The following is a 21,819-nucleotide window of genomic DNA, read 5'->3' on the forward strand; positions in this document are numbered from 1 at the left end:
TCATCTATGTGTGGCAAACGGATAAAGCTTTTATATGGAGGCATTTTGTTGCTTTCTTAACCGGTATAATCGTATGGGAAGCGGTAAATATATACTTTGTGTATCAATTGATAAAAATGAAAGAGCAGGAAAAGATGATTCGCATTCATGAAAGATATATCCCGTTTTTGAAGAACTTAATACATGAAGTACGGCAGCAACAACATGAGTTTAAGAATCATCTTAATACACTTTATGGGATTGTAGAAATTGAAGGTGATCATGAAGCACGGAAAGAAGTGAAAGAGTATCTAGAAGCATTAATTGGCAGAACAAAGCCTGTTGATCAGCTTTTAAATATAAAAGACCCGATATTAAGCGCCATAATCTATAGTAAAAAAGCCTTGGCAGAGGAGAAGAATATTACTTTCAGTGTAGAATTTGAAGGAGAGATCCCCGATTATCCTTTGAAAAAGCATGATTTGGTTGAGTTATTGGGAAATTTACTGAATAATGCCATTGAGGCAGCAGAAAGTACTGATAATGGCCAAGTGATTTTAACACTTGGTACACAAGGAGTTTTAAAGGTGTTCCAGATAAAAAACACGTGCCAATCAATATCTGAAGTAGATATGACGCATATATTTGATCGGCGCTATTCGAAAAAACAAGGAAAGCACCGAGGGTATGGCCTTTATAATGTAAAGAAAATTGTAACTGCTTATAAAGGTACCATAGAGCTTTCCTTTGACAAGCAATATGTAGTATTCAAAATACTATTTTAATAAACCTTTCGGGCATTTCGGTTCACCCCAAAGAAGAAATGAGCCGGAAGCCGTAATCAAATCTGCGGCTGAAATAAATATAAAAGCAAAGGAATATAACACTGCTTTTAATACCGGAGAAATCTTTTTCATTGGTTTCATCTCCTTCCTATAAATAATTGGAATGCTTGCAGACTAATCGTCCATATGCCGCATTCAAAAAAGGTAACATCATGAATAAATGTATATAAAATAAATATCCATGCGAGAGTAAAGAAGACGGAAAGATATTTAAAGTTTTGTTTTCTTTTTTTACTTATAATCGGTCTATTGGGAGACGGCGCAGGAGAACAAATAAAAATAGTCAATATACTTATAAGCATTAAGAGGATACTTATATCTGTCATCACAGTAAATAAAAATGGCAAGTATACAATAATAATACAGAAGAATACTGCGCTGGCTATAAAACAGGCGAAATTACTCTCAAAATGCAAGCCACCGGAAAAAATCCGTATAGACAATAAGATACTTACACAAAGCAAAAATTCATGGATTTTATTGAGTAATAAAAATAAAGCCAGCAGTGCTGCAAATTTGATGGCCTCATTCCAAACAACCGTCATCGCATACCTCATCTTCCGAAGGTCACGATGAGATAACAATTTCTCCTTATAGACTTTATACGTAAAAACATCTATCAAGCTATGCATCTGAAACTCATCCTTCGAATCAATAAATAAGAAAGCGGCTGAAAAAATTCCCACTGCTGAATCTTTAACATTGAAAAACCGGACAATCATTTTACAACCGCATTTCCGGTAAGATAGCTTATTAAGCTGTTGCAATGGTAGCACAAAAATGAAACTGAAGCAACCCAAAAGGAATGAAAACGTAGTTTAAGGGAACGAAAAAACATTATGTGCAGTTTCGTTCCCTTAAACTACGTTTTCATTCCAAAAATATTGAAAAAATGGGGATGTGTGATATAGTGAAAACATACTAAGCGCGTTTGGTATAGAAATTGGATTTGTCGTATAAGACAGGGGAAATATATAATTGATTCCATATTTCTTACAAAAAGTTTAAGAAAATTTTCAAGTAAATAATATGGGAACACTTGAAGAATTTTTTGGTCTTATATAGTGAATGGAAAATTTGATTATAATTAAATTGCATGAAAGAAGGTGGATAAGCATGATACATATAAGGTCGCCAGTTATTTAGATGTATAAAAGCAAAACACCTCAAAAATCAATCATTACTGTTCAAAAGCTACATTGATTTTGAGGCATGCCCCTGCACAAAAGCAACAAGTTATTATAAGTATACAATATATCGGAGCATTTGTGAAGGGAAAAATCAAGCAAGTAGATCGGAAATATTTCTACGCTAAAATAAAAGATGGATTTTGTGAAAAATGAAGGATAATTGAGCTGTATAATAAAAACAAATGGAGGTATTTTATGAAAAAAATAGTTGTTTTATCATTATGTTTAGTTTTTCTACTCTGTAATGTATGTTCTGCTTTTGCTAAGAGTGAAAAACAAACAAGAGTATTAAAGATCGATGGAAGAAATGTTGAATTTAACATTGGATCTAATGTCAAAGACGATATCAGTGATGAAGAGTTAAAATCTCTAGCAACCTCAAACCCAAATACAGATAGTATCACAATATATGAAATTGGATACGCTGTATCATCGACTACAGATAAAAAAGATGTAACAGAATCACAATTAGACACAAATAGTGATAAATCTCAGGTGTCTCCTAATGGCATAGGTGATTACCTAACATATCCTAGTAAAAAATATACCCACTACAATGTTCTTGAATCAGACAGATTTATGGCCTCTTGTGCAAGAGGTGAAACAAAAACTATTTCATCAACAATAACAGAAAAGCTATCAGCCTCTGTAGACGGAACTATAAAATTCGGGTCATTAAATTTAAACAATGAGATCTCATATTCCATTACAAGAGGTCAAACATTAACAGGTCCACCTGAGGACTCATCCTATAATACCAGAGAATATAGATGTAAGTTTTATCAGAACAAGGGAACTTGGACGCAAGTAGGTATGCTAAATGGGATGCCTTTATTCTTTAGCGGAAGCTTTACAGAACCCACAAAATATATTTCATATTCATTAGATTCATATACTAACTAAGTAATATTAAAATATTGCCAACTTTGAGTTAATAAAGTTGGCAATATTTATTTAGATAGAATTACACCAATATTTAGAAGATAGCATAAAAATGAAAGTCTGCTAATTATATGCAATGCTCAAATTAATTCCTGAATAAATTTTTACAAATAAGAAGAGTCAGCAAACAGAAGTATTTTTTAGTCTACTATATATATATCTGAAAGTAATAGTCATTAAGTTATAGATTCATTTTTTGATTTTATCAAATAATGCCGTGAATCCAATCAACCCAATAGCCATAAAAAAATAGCTTAAAATATTGGGTATAGATAACACTCTAAATAACACATCTCGAATATCATTGTACTGGTTTGTACTGGAAATACAAGCTCCTAAAATACAAATTGATTGTAAAAGGACACCCATAGAAAATATAAGAGAATATTTATTATGAACCTTCAACATATTAAACCTCCTAGCAAATGTAATAAATTTAACATATATGTATATATTAACATTATTGTAATAGTTATTCAATACTTAATCAAAGAAACCAAGGGGACGGTTCTTGTGGTTTGATAGACCTCTGTGTTTATGATAGCATAAATGCAGAGGTGAATTTATATGCCGAGAAAAGCAAGAGAGAAAAGTGAAAATGGAATATATCATATTATTTTACGTGGGATAAATAAGCAAACCATATTTGAGGAAGAGGAAGACAATGTAAGGTTTTTACAGACATTGAAGGACTATAAAGAAAAAAGCGGGTATAAGATATATGCATATTGCTTAATGGGAAACCATATTCATTTACTTTTGCAAGAAGGGAGTGAAGAATTAGGAATAACAATGCGGCGAATAGGAGCAAGTTATGTATACTGGTATAATTGCAAATATAAGCGTTGCGGACATTTATTTCAAGATAGATATAAGAGTGAAACGGTTGATAGTGAGAGTTATTTCATGGTGGTAGTAAGATATATTCACCAGAACCCCTTAAAAGCAGGTTTAGTAACGGATATCGCTGACTATAAATGGAGTAGTTATAATGAGTTTATAGGAAAGAATAGCGTTACGGATGTAGATTTTGTATTAGACATAATTAATAATGACAGAGAAAAGGCAACAAAAAGTTTTGAAGCTCTTCATAAAGAAATTAATAATGATAGATGTTTGGAGTTAGAAGAAAAAAGAAGAATGACAGATGATGAAGCAATAGAAATTATTAGAGAAGTTTGTAATACTAGAAATTGCTTGGAAGTCCAAAATTTTGAATCTCACATGAGAGATGAGATTTTAAAAAGATTAAAGACTGAGGGGATGTCTACAAGACAAATTGCAAGACTAACCGGGGTAAGTAGGGCAATTGTATTAAAGGTGTAGCCATAAGAACCGTCCCTATGGTTTTTCCTATGGTTTTTCTGGTTTTTTGGTGGTGGTGAGACATTGTATTTGCAAATGTATGTAGGAAATGATAAAATAGTTAATGGATTTTTAGGTAAGATAAGTTCAGTTTATTAATAAAAGGCGGCGTATTATAATAGATTCACATGGGTTACCAATTTTTTATCACATCTTATATTTGGTTTTTATATGCTCAATGTATATTATTGTTATTTATTTCGCTGGAAAAATCAGTTTAAGATTTATAAAAAATATAAGAACATTATTAGTAAAATATATTGGTTCTAAGCATTAATGCGTTATAAGTTGTGAAGAAAATACCTTGATTAAATAATGGTAAGGATGTTTTGCTTGCGGTGTGACAAAGAATTGTCCCATAGCATACGTTTGTTAAAGTTATAGGGAGGGATTTTAATATGATAGGTATTCCGGTCTTGAATCTTCCGATCTTAATTATAGTTGTTAATGTATTGCTAAGTGTTTTAGCAGTTATAGCTCTTTTGCTTCTCATTAGGTTGATATTGGTAGCAATTACAGCGTTAAAAATATATATAGAAAAAAACAAGATTAAATCCTATTGATATACATATGTATTATTGAATGATCAAGAATTGATATGTCAGGAGGCAGCTATGGAACGGTGGCGCATTAATCTCTACACTATATGGATTGCACAAATAGTATCTCTTATGAGTTTTGGCTTTGGACTTCCGTTTTTGCCATTTTACATACAGGATATGGGCGTTACTGACCCTGACCAGCTTAAACTATATACAGGTATCCTTAGTGCTGCTCCGGCAATAACCATGGGAATAATGTCTCCTCTCTGGGGTATTGCCGCGGATAAGTGGGGCAAAAAGACGATGCTGCTAAGAGCCATGCTGGCGGCTACATTAATATTATGCGGACTGGGTCTTGTGACAAAGGTGGAACATATCATTATTTTGCGTTTTGTCCAAGGCATGTTTACAGGAACAGTCACGGCTTCCGCTGCGTTGGTTGCGTCCGGCACTCCGTCACATCGTATGTCTTATGCCTTGGGCTTTCTATCTTCTTCTACCTTTATAGGTTTCTCTGCCGGTCCCGCCATCGGAGGGGTCGTAGCGGAGATGTTCGGGTACCGTATAAGCTTCTTTATCGGAGCTGCCTTGATGTTGATTGATTTTTTTCTTGTACTTTTTATCGTAAATGAAAATAAGGCTCCGGTATCATCTACTATAGAAGAGCTAGAAGAGCATGCTGAAACTAATTCAGGGGTATCCATATTTACTTCTACATTGATAGCCATGTTGCTGGTGTTGTTTTTCATGAGAGTATCCCGCACCGTTTTTAATCCGTATATCCCCTTATTTATACAGGAACTGCTTTCTACTACTACAGGTACCGCTAAAACTACCGGGATTATCAATGGCATCATTGGCCTGATGACAGCTGCTGCCGGATTGATTTTGAGCCGTCTAGGAGATAAATATGACAAACTGATGGTCATGAAGGTATTGTTGTCTGCAGGAATTCTCTTATCCGCACCCCTGTTCTTTCTGAGAAGCATCTGGAGTTTTGCCGTAGTTTACAGCATCTTCTTCTTTGCTATAGGTGGTATAGAACCAATCGTAATGTCTATTACCAGTGAGAGTATTTCACCTGAAAAAAGAGGAACTTTATTCGGAATACAAGGCTTGGTAGGAAGTATCGGCTGGGCGATTTCACCTATGCTTGGAAGTATTGTATCAATACAGTATTCGATTAATTCCATATTTTTATTAATTCCTGTTTCTCTATTGATGGCTCTTATTATGGTTCAGGTTGTTAATATAAAAATGCAATAGCTATCTTATGTGGAGCTATTATTTATATAGGATATATTAATTCATCCATTAGGGATTTAAAAAAGAGAGTCGCAGAATTAGAAAATATAATCATGGGTAAACAACAGGACGAAAAAGATAGAATGACGAGGAACGGCATGAAGTGACTTTCTTATGCTATTAGGTCTATAGTACTATGCAATATGTTGTGTTTCAAAAGTACCAACAACAAGTTAACAACATATCCACAGAGTTATCCACAATATAATAGAATGTGCAATATAGAGACAGATTATTCTTTTTTTGAAAAAGAGATTTGCAGATATTATTATTATGTGATACGATATATCGAGTCACATAATAATAATAAGGAGAGAGGATATGCCATATTCAGGGGGGCCAATGACAGAAGCAATGTACTATGTACTGCTTGCATTAATGAGTCCTAATCATGGATACCAATTAATGAATGCCGTCGCACAAGTGTCCAAAGGTCGTATTCGTATGGGTCCGGGTACACTGTACGGCGTGCTTGGCAGAATGCAAAAAGACGGTTTTATCATGGTAGTTAAAGATAATGGAAGGAGAAAAACTTACGGGATGACTGAAGTGGGAAAAGCTGCTTTGAAGCAAGAATATCAACGGCTAGTATGTCTGGTGGAGGACGGGAGGCTGTTGAGGGAGGAAAAGAGAAATGAGTAAAATAGTCAAAAAATTTCTTTTGGATGATGGCTGGAGCATAGGGAAAAATGAAAGCTGGTTTGCCGATATGGCGGAAAAAGGACTTCATTTAAAAAGTATAGGACGTGTATTTGCTTCTTTTGAAAAAGGAGAACCCAGCAAAAGTAAGTATCGCATTGATGTCTTGCAGCAAAAACCATCGCAGGAACAACTGGATGTCTATAAAGAATGTGGTTGGGACATTGTGACGGTTAGAGGTAACTTTTATATCTTTTCATCTCCCGAATCCTCTGATTCACCTGAGCTTCACACCGACCCTGCGGAACAAAGTTATACATTAGTTGATTTGGATAGGCGTCTAAGAAGTAATTTGATTATAATATCTTTAATGATGCTGCTTTTCTTTGGCATAATGTTCAGTGTATTCTTCATTGACAGAAGGCCGTTTCTGTCAATGGTAAGAGGTATGTTTATTCAACAGATACTGCTTGTGATAGTAGAACTTTATGGTTTTTATGCGATAATACGTAATTACATAGCCGTTCGTATACTCAGAAAATCGCTCTCAGAAGGTCAGCCTATCAATCATAAAGAAAATTGGAGAAGAAGCCACTTTATTAATGGAACGGTGAGTATCTTAGTTTTGACAATTGCCGTATTGAGCATTTTGAATCCGATAGCTCAAATGATAAAAAGTAAAGAATACACATTGCCCGAAGCCGTAAGCGATCTTCCTATTGTAAGACTGGAAGAAATAGAGCAAAATCCTAATTTTGAACGTGAGATATTCTATAATTCTGAAGGTGTGGATTGGGGAAACCATGTCAATTATAACTGGAGCGTTTTAGCCCCCGTACAATATGAAGTGGATGAACATGGTATCGTAAATAATGAGATGTGGGGGGATAAAAGCGGAACATATTCACCAAGCATTCATACACAGTTTTATCAGCTAGCCTTTCCGGCAATAGCGGATGGCTTGATTCATGACCTTATGGACCGTTATCTGTATAAGACTGATATTACTCGTCAAAAGGTTGATACTGACCTGTTTGACCAAGTCTATATTTCTGTAGAAGGTATTGAAAAACAGATTTTTGCCAGTTTGAATAATAATGTGATCCATGTTCGATATTATGGGAATAAAGATGCAGCGCATATTTTATCTCTCATTTCCAGTACAATTAGCGAATGATAAACCGTCTCCTTGTTTGGTCTGTAGATGAAATAGATATCTCTTCTAAAAGCTAAGAGAAAATAGATAAGCGGTTGATAACAAAATGTCAGCAGCTTTTTTATCTTTTAGAAAATATTTAGAAAATATTTAGAAAATTGTGAAAACATACTTACAATGTGGTATCAATAAATAATTAGATCTATGAGAAAAGGTAATGGATTCAATAAATATAAATATGATGAAATGAGGTTTGACATTTGGCTATAGGATATGCCTGCATTACAATAGGCGTTCAAAACGCAAAGCTGTCACGCTGTTTGATTAAAAATGCTACAGACGATAATATAAGAAAAATTGCAGCTTTGAATTTGTCTGCTCTTGAAGCAATGGTGGATTACAATATTAAAAAAGAAATCAAATTGTTTCGGATCAGCTCTGATATTATTCCATTTGCATCCCATCCTGTGAACACCTTAAGATGGGCAGACGAATTTAAAGATGTATTTACAAGAATAGGACAAAAAATACTGGAAGCCAGTATGAGAGTATCTATGCATCCGGGGCAATACACAGTTCTTAACTCTCCTGATCCAAGGGTAGTACGAAATGCAATTGAGGATTTGAAGTACCATGCTGCATTTCTTGATGCACTTGGAGTTGACCGGACAAATAAGATTATACTTCATATTGGCGGTGTATACCGGGATAAGCACAAAGCCATACAAACATTTATTGAGAACTATCATCAGTTATCGGAAGATGTGAAAAGCAGGTTGGTGATAGAGAATGATGATAAAAATTATACTGTACAGGATACGCTTGAAATATCAAAAATCATAGGTATTCCGGTTGTTCTTGATAATCTGCACCATGAATTAAATCCGCCGAATAAAAACTTGCCCGAATTTGAATGGATTCAATTATGCGGAAATACTTTTGACAAACAAGACGGTAAGCAAAAAATTCACTATTCACAGCAAAGAACCGGAGATGTCAGAGGTGCACACTCAGAAACCATTTACATCGGGGAATTTTTACAATTCTATAATCGGCTTCCTGACAAAGAGATTGATATCATGTTGGAAGTAAAGGATAAAAATTTATCAGCTGTTAAATGTATAAACTCTATTAATAAGGATTTGTGTATCAGAGAACTGGAAGAAGAGTGGGCAAGGTATAAATACTTTGTACTAAGCCGTTCAGCAAAGCTGTATAATGAGATGCGGGAGCTGCTTAAAGAAAAACAAGCACCCAAGGCAGAGGTGTTCTATCAAAAGATCGAACAAGCAATTTTACTGCCTGAGGACCAAGGGGCTGAAGTGAATGCGGCACAGCATGTTTGGGGATATGTAAAGAAAGAATGCTCCAGTATTGAAAAAAGGCGGTTTGAAAAACTACTGGAAGATTATATGGAGGGTACTGTTAAGAGCCAATTATTAAAAAATCATTTATTCAGGTGTGCACAAAAGCAAGGGATAGAGTATTTAATCAATTCCTTGTTGTATTGGGGACAAGCGTAACTTTTAAAATAAAAGAGTGATGTTCTGTGTTGAAAAATATATACATTGCAGTGGCTATTGTCTGCAGCATTTATTTAATAGATTTGTTTAAAGTAGATATTAATGCAGTAGCTGCAATAGCGATCTTATGTGGAGCTATTATTTATATAGGATATATTAATTCATCCATTAGGGATTTAAAAAAGAGAGTCGCAGAATTAGAAAATATAATCATTGGTAAGCAAAAGCGCGAAAAAGACAAGATAATGGAGAAAGATATAAAGTGACTCTTCGTATACCGGCAGGTCTACAGTACTATGCAATATGTTGTGTTTAAGAATTGCCAACAACAAGTTAACAACATATCCACAGAGTTATCCACAATGTAATAGGATATGCAATAAGCGGATACGGTATTCTTTTTTATTGAAAAATATTTCTGTATAAGTAGTTTATCATAAACCGAAAAAGAGTTTGGTAACCGGTCGGTATATGCGTCTTTGGTACACTCCGTCATTATTTTCAATGTTACATAAACATTACATAAATATTGCAAAGCGTGCACTTGTATGATAAGCTTATACAGCGCTTGTGAAAGCGTATAGTGTTATCCCAGTCCATAATAATATATTGGTGGTTGAAGATGAATAATCAACTAGGCGTATAGTAGATTATTTAAACGAAGCAAACAGTTTTAAATATATGGAGGGAATGGATTTATGAGACTATTAGCAAATCAAAAATATTTTCATATATTTTTAATAGCGGTCATAGTTTTTTTACTGATCATAGGGACTATTATAAGTATGGAAGTAGTCAAAACAAAATCAAATAATCAAGCAGTAAAACCTTCAGAGAGTATCGAAGCATCACCGGTAAATACACCTAAAGCTGCTTTGGATACCAATGAGACCATTTCTGAAACACCTGGTGAGGAAAACGATATGCCACCCATTGCGCATGACCGGTATCCCTTTAGAAATACAACCTGGGAAATGAATATTGAGCAAGTAAAAAAAGCAGAGACGGCAAAAATGATCTCAGAATATACAAATGATTATACAACCGGCAAGGAAATGACTTATGAGTATATTCTTCGTAAGGAATTCGGACTTAATGAGATGCCTGCTACCATTAAATACTTTTTTGATGCTGATGAGAAACTCATACAAGGCGGTTATGAATTATTCTACGAAGAAAAGAATTTTCAAGACGATTATGATACCATTAAGCAGGATCTAATAGATAGACTGGGTGTTCCTGACATACAAAGGGCGGTAGTGTCTTTGGAGGGTAAATCAATAGAGAATACAGAGGTTGAAGATATTACCGGTGAGAGGATAGCCTCAAAACTGGAAGGTGATTATAATTATGGCATATTTCAAGCAGCCTGGCAAAGAGAAGATGTTGATATAGATGTTTTTTTGATGCTGTACAGCAAGAAGGGTGAGCCTTACAGGATCAGTATTGGTTTTGTGGATACAACAAAAACTTTTCCTACAAAAGAAGAGGAGAAAAAAGAGAAACCTGACCCTACACCGAAAGTCGTCTATCAGTGGTGTCAAAAGAGATATGAGTATTATGATAAGATGAATAGCGGATATTCGGGAGATAAGTATACTGCAGCCGTTTTTGAAGATGCGGCAAAGCATTTTGGGATATCTACAGCAAGGATTCGATGGTTATATGACCAATACCGGTATTAATTGCAAGCAGACAAATGGGGACATGCCTCTTCCAGAGGAATGTCCTCGTTCTCTGTATAATAAATTTATTACATTCTCTTAGATCAATAAATATGTGTTTCTAAATGTTCTCTAACTTTTTTAAAATTATTTTCTTTAATATATTGCAAATATTCCCTGTGTTCTAAGGTGACGCTATCTAGGTCGATATGCTTAATCCCTTGATAAAGTAGACGAGCGTGAATTTTAGCTATTATGTTATTCCATAGAGCATACAGATTAGGGCTTGCAACACTTTTGACTAAATAACTATGAAATTCTATATCATGCTCGGTTAAGGTATCAAGATCATCTTTCTTGCACGCAGATTCCATTTTATCCAATAATAAATCTAGATAGTTATATTCTTTTTCACCCAGTACTCTATGTGCATTTTCTGCTACATAATTTTCAATAACTTTTCTAATCGGTACATATATTTTTTCAGTTTCAGCAGGAGAAATTTCAGCTACTACTGTCTCTCGATAAGGGTGTGAATACACAAGTCCCTCTTGAGACAAGAGACTAAGAGCCTCTCTAATAGGTCCACGACTTATTCCCATTTGAGATGCAATTTCGGTTTCACGCAAACGACTGCCAGGAGGCAGGACACCTTTAATAATCGCTTCTTTAATCGATTCATATGCAAAATCTTTTAATGATTTCTGTTTACTCTTTTCAAACTTAAATGTTGTATTCAAATTCTACCTCTCATTTCTTTAATGAATTCTAATTTGTATAAATTTAAATATAGTGTATCCCATAATACAGCATTTGTCAATTGTTAAACGTAAAATGAAAATTGTTGACAATATACAGTTGACAATTGCCGAGGGATCATATATAATCAAGTTGAAAAATAAACAACTCTTATTCTGCAAATGAAACTCAATTTCTGAGATAGGGTAATTGATCTTATGTAGGTTAGCTATTTTAATATAAAAGAATTTTGTTCTCATGATAAATTGTATTAGATATAATACAGCTAACTTTAACCGATCATTAGAGATTTGTAAGGGAGGGACTAGGTGAAAAAGTATAAATCATATAGGTTTACGCTTATTTGTAAATTCCAGTTTTACTGATTATATTTATATTTTTGCAGAAGTAGAGTAACTGAAGGAGGATCTTTATGAAGATAACGAAAGTGGAAGCAATTCCGGTAAAACAAAAAGGTGATATCCTGCTTATTAATGATAGTGCTCAGGATGGAATAATTATTAAAGTTTATACTGATGAAGGGATAGTAGGATATGGAGAGGTTGATTCTGCTCCTTGGGTTATTAAGGCTATTATTGACTCCCCGGCGTCCCACAGAATATGCCAAGGCTTAGGGCAGGCCATTATAGGAGAAGACCCATTTGAGACAGATAAAATATGGGAAAAGATGTATTTGGCAAGCATGTTTTACGGTAGACGTGGAGCAGTCATTCATGCTATAAGCGGTATTGACATAGCAATATGGGATATTATAGGGAAAGCATTAAACAAGCCTATTTACAAATTGCTAGGTGGAGAGTTTCGTTCAAAAGTACGTGCGTATGCAAGTACATTAATGCCATATACTCCGGAAGAATCTGCTGAGGAAGCTTTAAAGTGGAAAGAAAAAGGGTTTACTGCGGTCAAAATGGGTTGGGGTGGATTTGAACTTGGTTTCAGAGAAAATGTAGAACTTGTACGGGCAGCTAGAGAAGCAATAGGAGAAGATATGGACCTCATGCTGGATCTAGGTTTTATTCCTTCACCTGATACGCCTATCGATGCAACATCAAGATTATTACTTGCAAAAGAGATCAGACAATTTAGTCCTTATTGGATTGAAGAGCCGTTATCGCCAGATGATTATGATGGGTATAAGATGTTGGCAGAATCTATTGATACAAGAATCGCAGGTGGAGAAAACGAGTCTACAAGATACGGATTTAAACAGCTGATAGATTATTCTAAGATTAATATCATTCAACCTGATATCACGAGATGTGGTGGTTTGACGGAGGCAAAGAAAATTGCTACGATGGCCATGGCAAATAACATTACAACGGTACCTCATGCGTGGAGCAGCGGGATTGTAATAGCCGCATCACTTCATCTGATTGCAGCAATTCCTAATGCGTGTCTGTTGGAATACTGTGTCTGGGATACCCCTATTAGAAAAGAGATGTTGATTGAAGACTTTATAGTGAAAGATGGATATGTTGATGTTCCACAAAAACCTGGTTTGGGAATTGAAATTGATGATAAAGCGATCGAAAAATATAGAGCAGATAAATATTGATGTTATTGATTAAAATGTAATGATTATTACAAATGGAATTTTATATTAATACATATTTATACCAAATGGATTTGGTTACCGTCAATATACTATGAAAGTAATTTTTCGTATCTATACAAATTCTGCAGTTGCAATTCCGATGGATCTATAGCTACATCATATTCATGGGTATTGGCGGTATATTTGTTTATTGAGAATTCATTAAAACTCTTAATATAATGGAACTATTGAGGGAGGAATTTTATGAAAGAGAAAAGCCGTAGAATTAATAATGTTTATTCTAAGATTAATGGACTGTTGGAATTTTTTTCAGGCTTATTGATGGTGTTGCTAGTATTAGTGGTGTTATTCAGTGTATGTAGTAGATATATTTTTAATACTTCTATTGCATGGTCGGAAGAACTGTCAAGATTTATGATGATCTGGATGGTTTGTATAGGTTCAGTTTTGGCATATGTTCGCAGTGAACATCTTGGGTTGGATATATTAGTTAAAATGGTACCGGATAGAGTTTCTAAAATAGTTGTATTTGTCGGCAATCTATTTATTCTGTTTATAACCGGTTTAATGACTGTTGGAGGATATCAAGTGGTACTTGGAGCATTTGAGTCTGTTTCTCCAGCAATGCGCATTTGTCTTGGATACGTATATATTATTGTTCCGATATGTTCTGCAATACTTTGTCTAATAACCTTACATAGAGTAGTATCCCAAGCTATGCGGCTGCTATCGCGAAAGGAAGAAGGAAAAGAGGGATTGTTATGGTAGTTCTAATATTTTTATTAAGCTTGTTTGGATTTATACTCTTAAACATACCTATTGCATTTAGTTTATTGCTGACAGCGGTTGTATTGATGGTCTATATGGGAGATATATCACCGTTCGTTGTTATGCAAAGTATGATACGAGGATTTGATAGCTTTACACTTCTTGCAATCCCATTTTTTATCTTAGCCGGAGAGATTATGAATGTGGGGGGGTTGTCTAGAAGGATTGTAGGATTTGCGCGGTCATTCATCGGCCAGATTACTGGTAGTCTAGGGTATACATCGATTCTATCGAGTATGGTATTTGCAGGTGTTTCGGGTTCTGCAGACGCTGATACGTCAGCTATTGGTTCAATTTTGCTTCCGATAATGAAAGAAGAAAAATATGATGTACGTACTAGTACCGCATTAATTGCTACATCGGGATGTATTGGGCCGGTCATTCCACCTAGTATACCAATGATATTATATGGTGTAACAGCAGGTGTTTCAATTGTGAAGCTATTTTTAGGAGGTATCGTCCCGGGAGTGTTGATTGGTGCAGGATTAATGGTAGTGTGGGGAATCCATGCCCGCAAGCAGGGATATAAATCTACAGATAAATTTTCATGGATAGCTATATGGGTCAATGCAAAGAAAGCCTTTTTTGCATTGCTGCTTCCCGTTATCATTCTCGGAGGTATTGTCAGCGGGATTGTGACACCGACAGAATCGGCGGTCATAGCGGTTGTATATGCATTTTTCGTTTCAAAGTTTATATATAAGGAATTGAATTTAAATGCATTACCTAGTATCTTAGTAGCTACAGCTAGAAGTACATCCATTATCATGCTGGTATGTGGTGCCGCGATGTCTGTTGCCTACTATATTACTACAGCACATGTACCTAGTCAGTTGTCTAAGCTGTTGCTGTCGGTGTCGGATAATATATATGTGACAATGTTCTTAATTAATATCTTATTGTTATTAATTGGATGTGTAATGGACCTTGCTCCTGCAATTTTTTTGATGACACCAATTCTGTTACCTATTATACAAAGTTACTCATTGGATCCTGTATATTTTGGAGTAATAATGTGTGTTAATCTATGTATAGGACTTGTGACACCGCCGGTTGGTACGGTTTTATATGTAGTATGCGGGTTGTCTAAAATATCGATCTTTGAATTAACTAAACCACTTTTACCATTCATTTTAGTTATGATTGCAGTACTTCTAATGATTACATATGTACCAGGTTTAATAATGTTTATTCCAAATGCGTTTGCATAATCAGGTAACAAGAGAATCAAAAAATGCTAAGGGAGTCTTATCATTATTTAATATGTAGAATTGTTTGCATGTCATATTCAAAAAAACAGTTTAGAGAGGAGAAAAATAATGAAAAAAAGAATAGTATCAATAATTCTTATTGCTTTTCTAGTAGCAAGTTTACTCGGGGGATGTCTTTCAAATGAAAAGCCTGAAGTACCTAATTCTGAAGAAGAAAAAACTAATGAATCGCCGGTTAATGACTTAAACAATGCGGATACGCCGAAAGATCAAAAAGTAATCAAAATTAGTTTTGCAGGCAGCGATACCCATCCAATAACCAAGACACTTGAAGAATTTGAAAAACAATTTGAGGAAAAAACGCAAAGGAGATACGACATCCAGATTTTTGCGAATGCAGCTTTAGGTGATGATTTAAAAGCTACTGAACAGGTTAAAGCCGGTATGCTTGATGCGGTTGTTACATCACCTTCTCCAGTTGGGACAATTGTGAAAGAAGTAATGGTGTTTGACCTTCCATTTCTGTTTAGTAGTGAAGAAGCAGCAGATAAAATATTATCTGGGGATTTCGCATCTTATCTTGATAATAAGATGTTAGAAAAGGGACTTGTCAATGTTGCATGGTATGAAGATGGATTTAGGCATCTTACTAATTCCAAGAAAGTGGTTGTAAGTCCTGAAGATGTTAAAGGCATGAAGATTAGAACCATGGAGAATCCAATTCACTTAGCTGCATGGAAAACTCTGGGTGCTAATCCCACACCTATGCCATATACGGAGGTGTTTACTGCACTGCAGCAGCATGTAATTGATGGACAGGAGAACCCATATCCGACCATTTATGATGGAAAATTTTATGAGGTTCAAGATCATCTTTCTACGACAGGTCATGTTTATTCCCCGTTTATATTTATCTATAGTAAAAAACTATTTGATAAGCTCCCGGAAGATGATCAAAAGATTTTTAAAGAGGTTGCAAAAGAGACCGAGCCTATTAATAGAAAGATAAATAGGGCTGCCGCACAAAAATGCCGCGAAACAATGGAGGCAAACGGCTTGAAAGTTACTGAATTGACATTGGAACAAAAACAGATATTCCAAGAGATCCTCATTCCTATTTGGGATGATTTTACAGATATATTTGGTGAAGAAGCACTTGATATGTTAAAACAAGAATTGGAAAAGACTAAGTAGATCAGTGAGCAAATTGCGTAAAAATTCTATTCTTTAAATGATAAGACTATCTTTATCAAATAATAAGGATATGACAAGGACGATTCTGCAAGCAGTCAATTAGTAATTTTACCAATATAAAAGGCTAGTTTTCACATGAATAAAGATTCATGTGAAAACTAGCCTTTGTTTTGCTAAGAAACTTTCCCGACTATCCTATATTGGTGGTATCTTATACTACTTCATGACTGCATTCGGAATGAACATAACAAGATCCGGGATGTAAGTAATCAAGAAAAGTACGATGATGTAAACCACCACCAACGGCCAGATTTTCTTTACCAATTGTGCAATGGATATCTTGGATAGACCACATCCTACATACAACACATTTCCGACAGGCGGTGTTATCAAACCTATGCACAAGCCGTATACCATGATTACTCCGAAGAAAACCGGGTCGATGCCTATCTTTGTGACAATAGGGAGCAGGATAGGCCCTAAAATCAGCAGCGAAGGGGATACATCCATAAAGCAGCCCACCAGTAGGATGAGGATATTAATTAAAAACAGGATGATATATTTATTTGAAGTGGTTGCCATCAGAAGATCGCCCAGCAGTCGGGGAATCTGCGCTACTGTGATAACATAGGCAACAGCCGTTGCGGCTGCGACCACAAACATCACTACCGAGGTAGAACGCGCAGCCTTCACAAAGATATCTCTGATCTGAGGATAGCTTAATTTTTTGTATATAATTACTGAAATTACAAATGCATAGACTACAGCAATAACACCTGCTTCGGTAGGTGTGAATATACCGCTTAGAATTCCCCCTAGAATGATGAAGGGAAGCATTAATGAAGGTAATGCGTCTTTTGTAGAGGAAAGCACTTCTTTAAAAGAAGCTTTTGGGAAAGTGGGCAGGTTCTCTTTTTTGGAAAGAAGATACCATGTAATCATGAGCAGTAAGCCGGTAACAATGCCCGGAACCATGCCTCCAAGAAACATTCTTGTCACCGATACGCCGCCTACAACACCAAAGACGACCATGGGGATACTAGGTGGGATGATCGGGCCCACACATCCTGACGCACAGATTAATGCAGTACTTTTATCTTTTTTATATCCTTCTTGGTCCATTAAAGGCAGGAGCACAGAACCGATAGCCGATGTGTCTGCCACCGCAGCGCCTGAGACACCGGCAAAAATCATACTTGCAACCACTGCCACGTAACCTAAGCCTCCCTTTACATGACCTAAAAGGGATTTGACAAACCTTACAATTCCGAGGGATAATCCTCCTTCGTTCATGATTTCACCTGCTAAAATAAAAAATGGAATGGCCATGAGTGCGAAGTTATCGGTACCACTTAAAAGGTTTTGGGAAATAACGATGAAATTGGTATTATTCATAAATAAAAGCATGACAGTACTGGTTAATGCTAGTGAAAATCCAACCGGAATACCTATAGCAAGAAATCCTAGCAAACTGACTACAAAAACAAGTAACATGTGGTTTTCCTCCTATATCATTTTTTAAATAAAAGCACAGTCTTTCGCAATACGATGAAAAACATCAAGGTAAAGCAAATAGGGAGTATAATGCCAATCGCACCGAATGATATACCTGTGGCAGGTGACGGCCAATCCATATTGTTTTTGCTCAAAATGAAGCCGTATATGCTGGCTAAGGCAGTAATGGCAAGCAGTAATATATTTGCCACAATTGCTGCTAATTTCTGACCTATCCGCGGCAGAAGATTAATAAGTAAATCGATTCCTATATGCTCGCCTTCTTCTAATGCCAGGGTAGCACCTATAAAAACCAGCCAGATAAAACATATTCTTGCAATCTCCTCTGAGGCTGTCAGAGAGTTGTTAAAAGCAAACCTTGCGATAACATTGATAAATACGATGACAACCATGGCGGCAAAAAGTAAAAATAACAGATACTCCGTAATGCCTTTAATTTTGCTATAAAAGCCGCTTTTTTTCATATCGCTTTTTTCCATGAGATCCCCTCCATTTTAAACGCATTTGCACAGCAATTACTCCAATCACGTTATAGAAAAATACATATAGGAGTCGATAGTTCTCCTATATGTATTTTTAAATTTTCAAAATCTTAGCCTTTAATTACTTTATTGTTTTTTGAAGCTCCCAAATCTTTTCAATCAATTCCTTGACTTCGGGAGTATCGGCAAGTACTTTGTCATAAGCATTTGCAACCACGATTTCTTTAAAAGGCTTAAGATCGGGCGTAGTAAATTCTATGCCTTTGGTTTTCAATGTCTCGATATCCTTTTGGGCAGCGTCATTATATAATTCCAATTCTTTTTCTGTAAAAGCTGTTACCGCTTTCTGTACTACGTCTTGCTGTTCTTTTGATAAACTATTAAAGAACTTTTCATTCACAGTAACGGCATTGTATGCGATCATGTGGTTTGTTAAAGCGATGTATTTTTGAGCTTCATACCAGCCGCTTGCAAGCACGGTTGTAGGAGGATTTTCCTGCCCGTCAACTACTTTCTGCTGTAAAGCCGTAAATATTTCGGAAATAGGCATGGTTACCGCATTGAAACCTAAAGCTTTCGCCATTTCGATGTGCTGTTTAACCTGAGGTACACGCAGTTTTATGCCTTTGCAGTCTTCCACGCTGTTGATAGGATGCTTACTGTTGGAGACGGCTCTCACACCGTTAACACTGTAGCCTAATACCTTCAATCCTACAGTAGACAATCCTTCTGTTACTTCAGCAGAAATTTTTTCATCGCTGAGAATTTTATATCCTTGTTCCGGAGAATCAAATAAGAATGGAAACTCCATTACTTTTAATTTAGGGAACTGTTCCGACAGCAATACACCCATCAAATTCATTTCAATAGTACCCATCTTGGTACCTTCAATGAATTCTTTTTCAGCACCCAATTGGTTGTTTGGATAGATTTCTACTTTGATGGTTCCGTTGCTTTCTTTTTCTATCATGGGTTTGAATACTTCTTTTAATGCAATGTTTTGAGGATGGGTTTCTGCATAATAATTTGCAATCTTAAGTGTGACTTGCTTTTGAGATTCTTCTTTCTTAGGTTCCTCTGTTTTTGATTCGTTTCCGCCGGATGGAGCAGGAGCGCTCTGTTGACCACCGCAACCCGCAAATAGGGTGACCAGAAGACCAAGGATCACTGTAAGACTGATGAGTTTTTTGAATCTTTTCATGTTTATATCCATTCCTTTCGCTTCGCTCAAGGCACAAAACGTAATGAAAAGTGCTTTTGAGCGTTATTTGTTTTATAATTAAGTCCATAGGGATTTCGGTAAACTACAAATCACGGGGAGGTGAGTGGGCTATCTGACTTATCAGATGACCGTATGTTTATATGTGTAGATCGCCTTTTCAAGCACAAATAAGTGTACCTTTGAGTACGTAACCTTATCTTTGTTTAAACAATCTCGTTTATATGCTAGGCGTTCAGTCAATGCCGTATCCCCCTATAATTCTTGCGAGCTTTCCAGTTCAGAAAGGAGTCCCTATGGCTTTAAAAATTGTGTACAAAGTCTGCTGTGGGATTGATGTTCACAAAACTTTTGTTGTTGCCTGTATCGCTTCCACCAACAATCAAGGTGTTACCACCTACAAGCGCCACCGCTTTTCCACTTACACTAAAGGTTTGAAAGAGCTGTTACAATGGCTGCTTGAATTTAACTGTAAGGATGTCTGTATGGAATCTACAGGAAAGTACTGGATTCCAGTGTACAACGTCTTGGAAGAAAACTGTTCTATTGTACTTGCACATCCTAAGTATGTTAAGGCTATTCGTGGTAAAAAGACTGACAAGAAAGATGCTAAATGGATTGCTGACCTGTTTAAGCATGATCTTGTTGCCGGTAGCTTTATGCCTCCTGCGGATATCCGCCAGCTTCGTGACCTAATGCGCTATCGTTACAAACTAACCTGCTTTATGTCCAGCGAAAAGAATAGACTCCAAAACTGTCTCACGGTTTCCAATATTCAATTGGGAAACGTTGTATCGGACACTTTTGGTAAAAGTTCTAAAAGAATTCTGGATAAGATTCTTGAAAATCCTCAGGATACTTCCTTTGATATAGAACCTTTAATTCATAGCTCTATGAAAGGTAAAATCCCTGAATTAGAGCTCGCCATTGACGGCTATATTACACCGGAACAGGCTGGTAAATTAAAGATTATCAAAAAGCATTTTGAAGATTTGGAATCCCGGAAAACAGAGCTAGAAGAACTGATTCTTGCGCTCGCCAGTCCCTATCAGCAAAAACTCGACCTAATTCTAACCGCTCCATCCTTTAAGAACATTTTCTCTGCAATTACAGTTATCTCAGAGATTGGTGTTAATATGGAGTCTTTTCCTTCGGCGAAACACTTATGTTCTTGGGCAGGTCTTACGCCTACCAATAATGAAAGTGCAGGGAAGAAAAAGTCTGTCCGGGTTTCCAAAGCCGGATGCTACATCAAGCCACTTTTGGTTCAATGCGCCAACTCAGTGGTCAAAAGTGAAAAGCATCCTGAAATACGTAACCGCTACCTCCGCCTCAGGAAACGCCGCGGTCACAAGAAGGCAATCATTGCAATAGCAAGAATGCTTCTAACAGCATTATACAACATGTTGAAGAATAATGAACCATATAATGCTGAACTTTATAGGAAATCTGACATTATTCCTGCCAATCGCGAGATTACAGTGGAGCAGGCTATATTAATAGCAAAATTCCAAGGTTATAGAATTAAGTCAGCTACTGAATAACCTTAATTTTTCAATATTAAATTTTTTGACTAGCGAAAGGTGGTCTATTTGGTATGCCCTCTAATCTGGTTAAGTGCTCTTTTATTCTTTTTCAACCTTTCCCTCCTAAAATACATTTATATTTGTAATAATCCAACCGATATGGTGGATTAAATTACCTTAGAATAACCATTGGGGGCAAGTGTAACTTGAATGAGTGTTATATATTATTGCTAAAAATATTGTATTTATATGTGCGTGAATTGTTGTATTTATATAAAAATCATATGCGGATATTCAAGAAAAGTAAATTAACACTTTTATCACTTTGATGATTATTTTTGTTCAGAGGCCTGTATCACTTAAGAATAGCAGGGTAGATG

Annotated in this window: 22 protein-coding genes; 15 read left to right on the top strand and 7 right to left on the bottom strand. The window is 35.9% G+C overall.

The annotated features are described in order from the left end of the window. Positions 1–134 precede the first annotated feature (134 nt). Positions 135–764 carry a GHKL domain-containing protein gene (locus QKW49_RS17795; protein ID WP_282864002.1) on the top strand — a complete coding sequence of 210 codons (630 nt, stop codon included), beginning with the start codon at positions 135–137 and terminating at the stop codon, positions 762–764. Here the strand turns inward: QKW49_RS17795 and QKW49_RS17800 are convergent. Together QKW49_RS17800 and QKW49_RS17805 are read right to left on the bottom strand one after the other, a co-directional pair. Then, the gene (locus tag QKW49_RS17800) at positions 756–896 is read right to left on the bottom strand and encodes an AgrD family cyclic lactone autoinducer peptide (RefSeq protein WP_282864003.1); all 141 of its coding nucleotides are present in this window, start codon (positions 894–896) and stop codon (positions 756–758) included. The genes QKW49_RS17795 and QKW49_RS17800 overlap by 9 nt on opposite strands. Before the next feature lie 5 nt (positions 897–901). Then, complete coding sequence (locus QKW49_RS17805) at positions 902–1,546, bottom strand: accessory gene regulator B family protein (RefSeq protein ID WP_282864004.1); 645 nt, start codon at positions 1,544–1,546, stop codon at positions 902–904. 663 nt (positions 1,547–2,209) lie between these two features. Here QKW49_RS17805 and QKW49_RS17810 point away from each other — a divergent pair. After that, positions 2,210–2,917, top strand: a complete 708-nt coding sequence (locus QKW49_RS17810; protein WP_282864005.1) for a hypothetical protein — start codon at positions 2,210–2,212, stop codon at positions 2,915–2,917. Between the two features lie 228 nt (positions 2,918–3,145). Here the strand turns inward: QKW49_RS17810 and QKW49_RS17815 are convergent, their stop codons facing one another. After that, positions 3,146–3,364 carry a hypothetical protein gene (locus QKW49_RS17815; RefSeq protein ID WP_282864006.1) on the bottom strand — a complete coding sequence of 73 codons (219 nt, stop codon included), beginning with the start codon at positions 3,362–3,364 and terminating at the stop codon, positions 3,146–3,148. Positions 3,365–3,523: 159 nt separating this feature from the next. On the opposite strand from QKW49_RS17815, the gene QKW49_RS17820 reads away from it, so the two are divergent. From QKW49_RS17820 to QKW49_RS17855, 8 genes are all read left to right on the top strand, one after another. Next, positions 3,524–4,282 carry a transposase gene (locus tag QKW49_RS17820; RefSeq protein ID WP_282864007.1) on the top strand — a complete coding sequence of 253 codons (759 nt, stop codon included), beginning with the start codon at positions 3,524–3,526 and terminating at the stop codon, positions 4,280–4,282. Positions 4,283–4,719: 437 nt separating this feature from the next. Further along, complete coding sequence (locus tag QKW49_RS17825; RefSeq protein WP_282864008.1) at positions 4,720–4,884, top strand: hypothetical protein; 165 nt, start codon at positions 4,720–4,722, stop codon at positions 4,882–4,884. 51 nt (positions 4,885–4,935) lie between these two features. Beyond that, positions 4,936–6,129 (top strand): MFS transporter, encoded by a 1,194-nt coding sequence (locus QKW49_RS17830; protein ID WP_282864009.1) that lies wholly within the window; start codon positions 4,936–4,938, stop codon positions 6,127–6,129. 381 nt (positions 6,130–6,510) lie between these two features. After that, entirely contained in the window at positions 6,511–6,810 is a 300-nt protein-coding gene (locus QKW49_RS17835) for a PadR family transcriptional regulator (RefSeq protein WP_282864010.1), read from the top strand. Next, entirely contained in the window at positions 6,803–7,984 is a 1,182-nt protein-coding gene (locus tag QKW49_RS17840) for a DUF2812 domain-containing protein (protein ID WP_282864011.1), read from the top strand. The genes QKW49_RS17835 and QKW49_RS17840 overlap by 8 nt, the downstream gene beginning before the upstream one ends. Before the next feature lie 239 nt (positions 7,985–8,223). Beyond that, positions 8,224–9,486 (top strand): UV DNA damage repair endonuclease UvsE, encoded by a 1,263-nt coding sequence (gene uvsE, locus QKW49_RS17845; RefSeq protein ID WP_282864012.1) that lies wholly within the window; start codon positions 8,224–8,226, stop codon positions 9,484–9,486. Between the two features lie 26 nt (positions 9,487–9,512). Continuing rightward, positions 9,513–9,752 (top strand): hypothetical protein, encoded by a 240-nt coding sequence (locus QKW49_RS17850; protein ID WP_282864013.1) that lies wholly within the window; start codon positions 9,513–9,515, stop codon positions 9,750–9,752. 432 nt (positions 9,753–10,184) lie between these two features. Continuing rightward, entirely contained in the window at positions 10,185–11,171 is a 987-nt protein-coding gene (locus QKW49_RS17855; protein WP_282864014.1) for a hypothetical protein, read from the top strand. A gap of 83 nt (positions 11,172–11,254) precedes the next feature. Here the strand turns inward: QKW49_RS17855 and QKW49_RS17860 are convergent, their stop codons facing one another. Next, positions 11,255–11,890, bottom strand: a complete 636-nt coding sequence (locus tag QKW49_RS17860; RefSeq protein ID WP_282864015.1) for a GntR family transcriptional regulator — start codon at positions 11,888–11,890, stop codon at positions 11,255–11,257. Positions 11,891–12,321: 431 nt separating this feature from the next. Here QKW49_RS17860 and QKW49_RS17865 point away from each other — a divergent pair, with 431 nt between their 5' ends. The 4 genes from QKW49_RS17865 (at position 12,322) to QKW49_RS17880 (ending at position 16,697) form a co-directional block, all read left to right on the top strand. Beyond that, positions 12,322–13,464, top strand: coding sequence for a mandelate racemase/muconate lactonizing enzyme family protein (locus QKW49_RS17865; protein WP_282864016.1), 1,143 nt, complete (start codon positions 12,322–12,324; stop codon positions 13,462–13,464). A gap of 243 nt (positions 13,465–13,707) precedes the next feature. Beyond that, positions 13,708–14,232, top strand: a complete 525-nt coding sequence (locus tag QKW49_RS17870) for a TRAP transporter small permease (protein ID WP_282864017.1) — start codon at positions 13,708–13,710, stop codon at positions 14,230–14,232. Then, positions 14,226–15,503: a TRAP transporter large permease gene (locus QKW49_RS17875; RefSeq protein WP_282864018.1), complete on the top strand. Its 1,278-nt coding sequence runs from the start codon at positions 14,226–14,228 to the stop codon at positions 15,501–15,503. The genes QKW49_RS17870 and QKW49_RS17875 overlap by 7 nt, the downstream gene beginning before the upstream one ends. Positions 15,504–15,611: 108 nt before the next feature. After that, positions 15,612–16,697 carry a DctP family TRAP transporter solute-binding subunit gene (locus QKW49_RS17880; RefSeq protein WP_282864019.1) on the top strand — a complete coding sequence of 362 codons (1,086 nt, stop codon included), beginning with the start codon at positions 15,612–15,614 and terminating at the stop codon, positions 16,695–16,697. A gap of 216 nt (positions 16,698–16,913) precedes the next feature. Here QKW49_RS17880 and QKW49_RS17885 read toward each other — a convergent pair whose 3' ends face one another. The 3 genes from QKW49_RS17885 to QKW49_RS17895 all read right to left on the bottom strand — a co-directional run bounded on the left by QKW49_RS17885 (position 16,914) and on the right by QKW49_RS17895 (position 19,907). Next, positions 16,914–18,191 (bottom strand): TRAP transporter large permease, encoded by a 1,278-nt coding sequence (locus QKW49_RS17885; RefSeq protein ID WP_282864020.1) that lies wholly within the window; start codon positions 18,189–18,191, stop codon positions 16,914–16,916. Positions 18,192–18,208: 17 nt separating this feature from the next. Then, on the bottom strand, positions 18,209–18,691 hold the full coding sequence (locus QKW49_RS17890) for a TRAP transporter small permease (RefSeq protein WP_282864021.1): 483 nt from the start codon (positions 18,689–18,691) through the stop codon (positions 18,209–18,211). Positions 18,692–18,815: 124 nt separating this feature from the next. Next, entirely contained in the window at positions 18,816–19,907 is a 1,092-nt protein-coding gene (locus QKW49_RS17895; protein ID WP_282864022.1) for a TRAP transporter substrate-binding protein, read from the bottom strand. Between the two features lie 302 nt (positions 19,908–20,209). On the opposite strand from QKW49_RS17895, the gene QKW49_RS17900 reads away from it, so the two are divergent. After that, complete coding sequence (locus tag QKW49_RS17900) at positions 20,210–21,457, top strand: IS110 family transposase (protein ID WP_282863096.1); 1,248 nt, start codon at positions 20,210–20,212, stop codon at positions 21,455–21,457. Positions 21,458–21,819 lie beyond the last annotated feature (362 nt).

The sequence above is a fragment of the Petroclostridium sp. X23 genome (genome assembly GCF_030013905.1).
Lineage (GTDB): Bacteria > Bacillota > Clostridia > SK-Y3 > SK-Y3 > X23.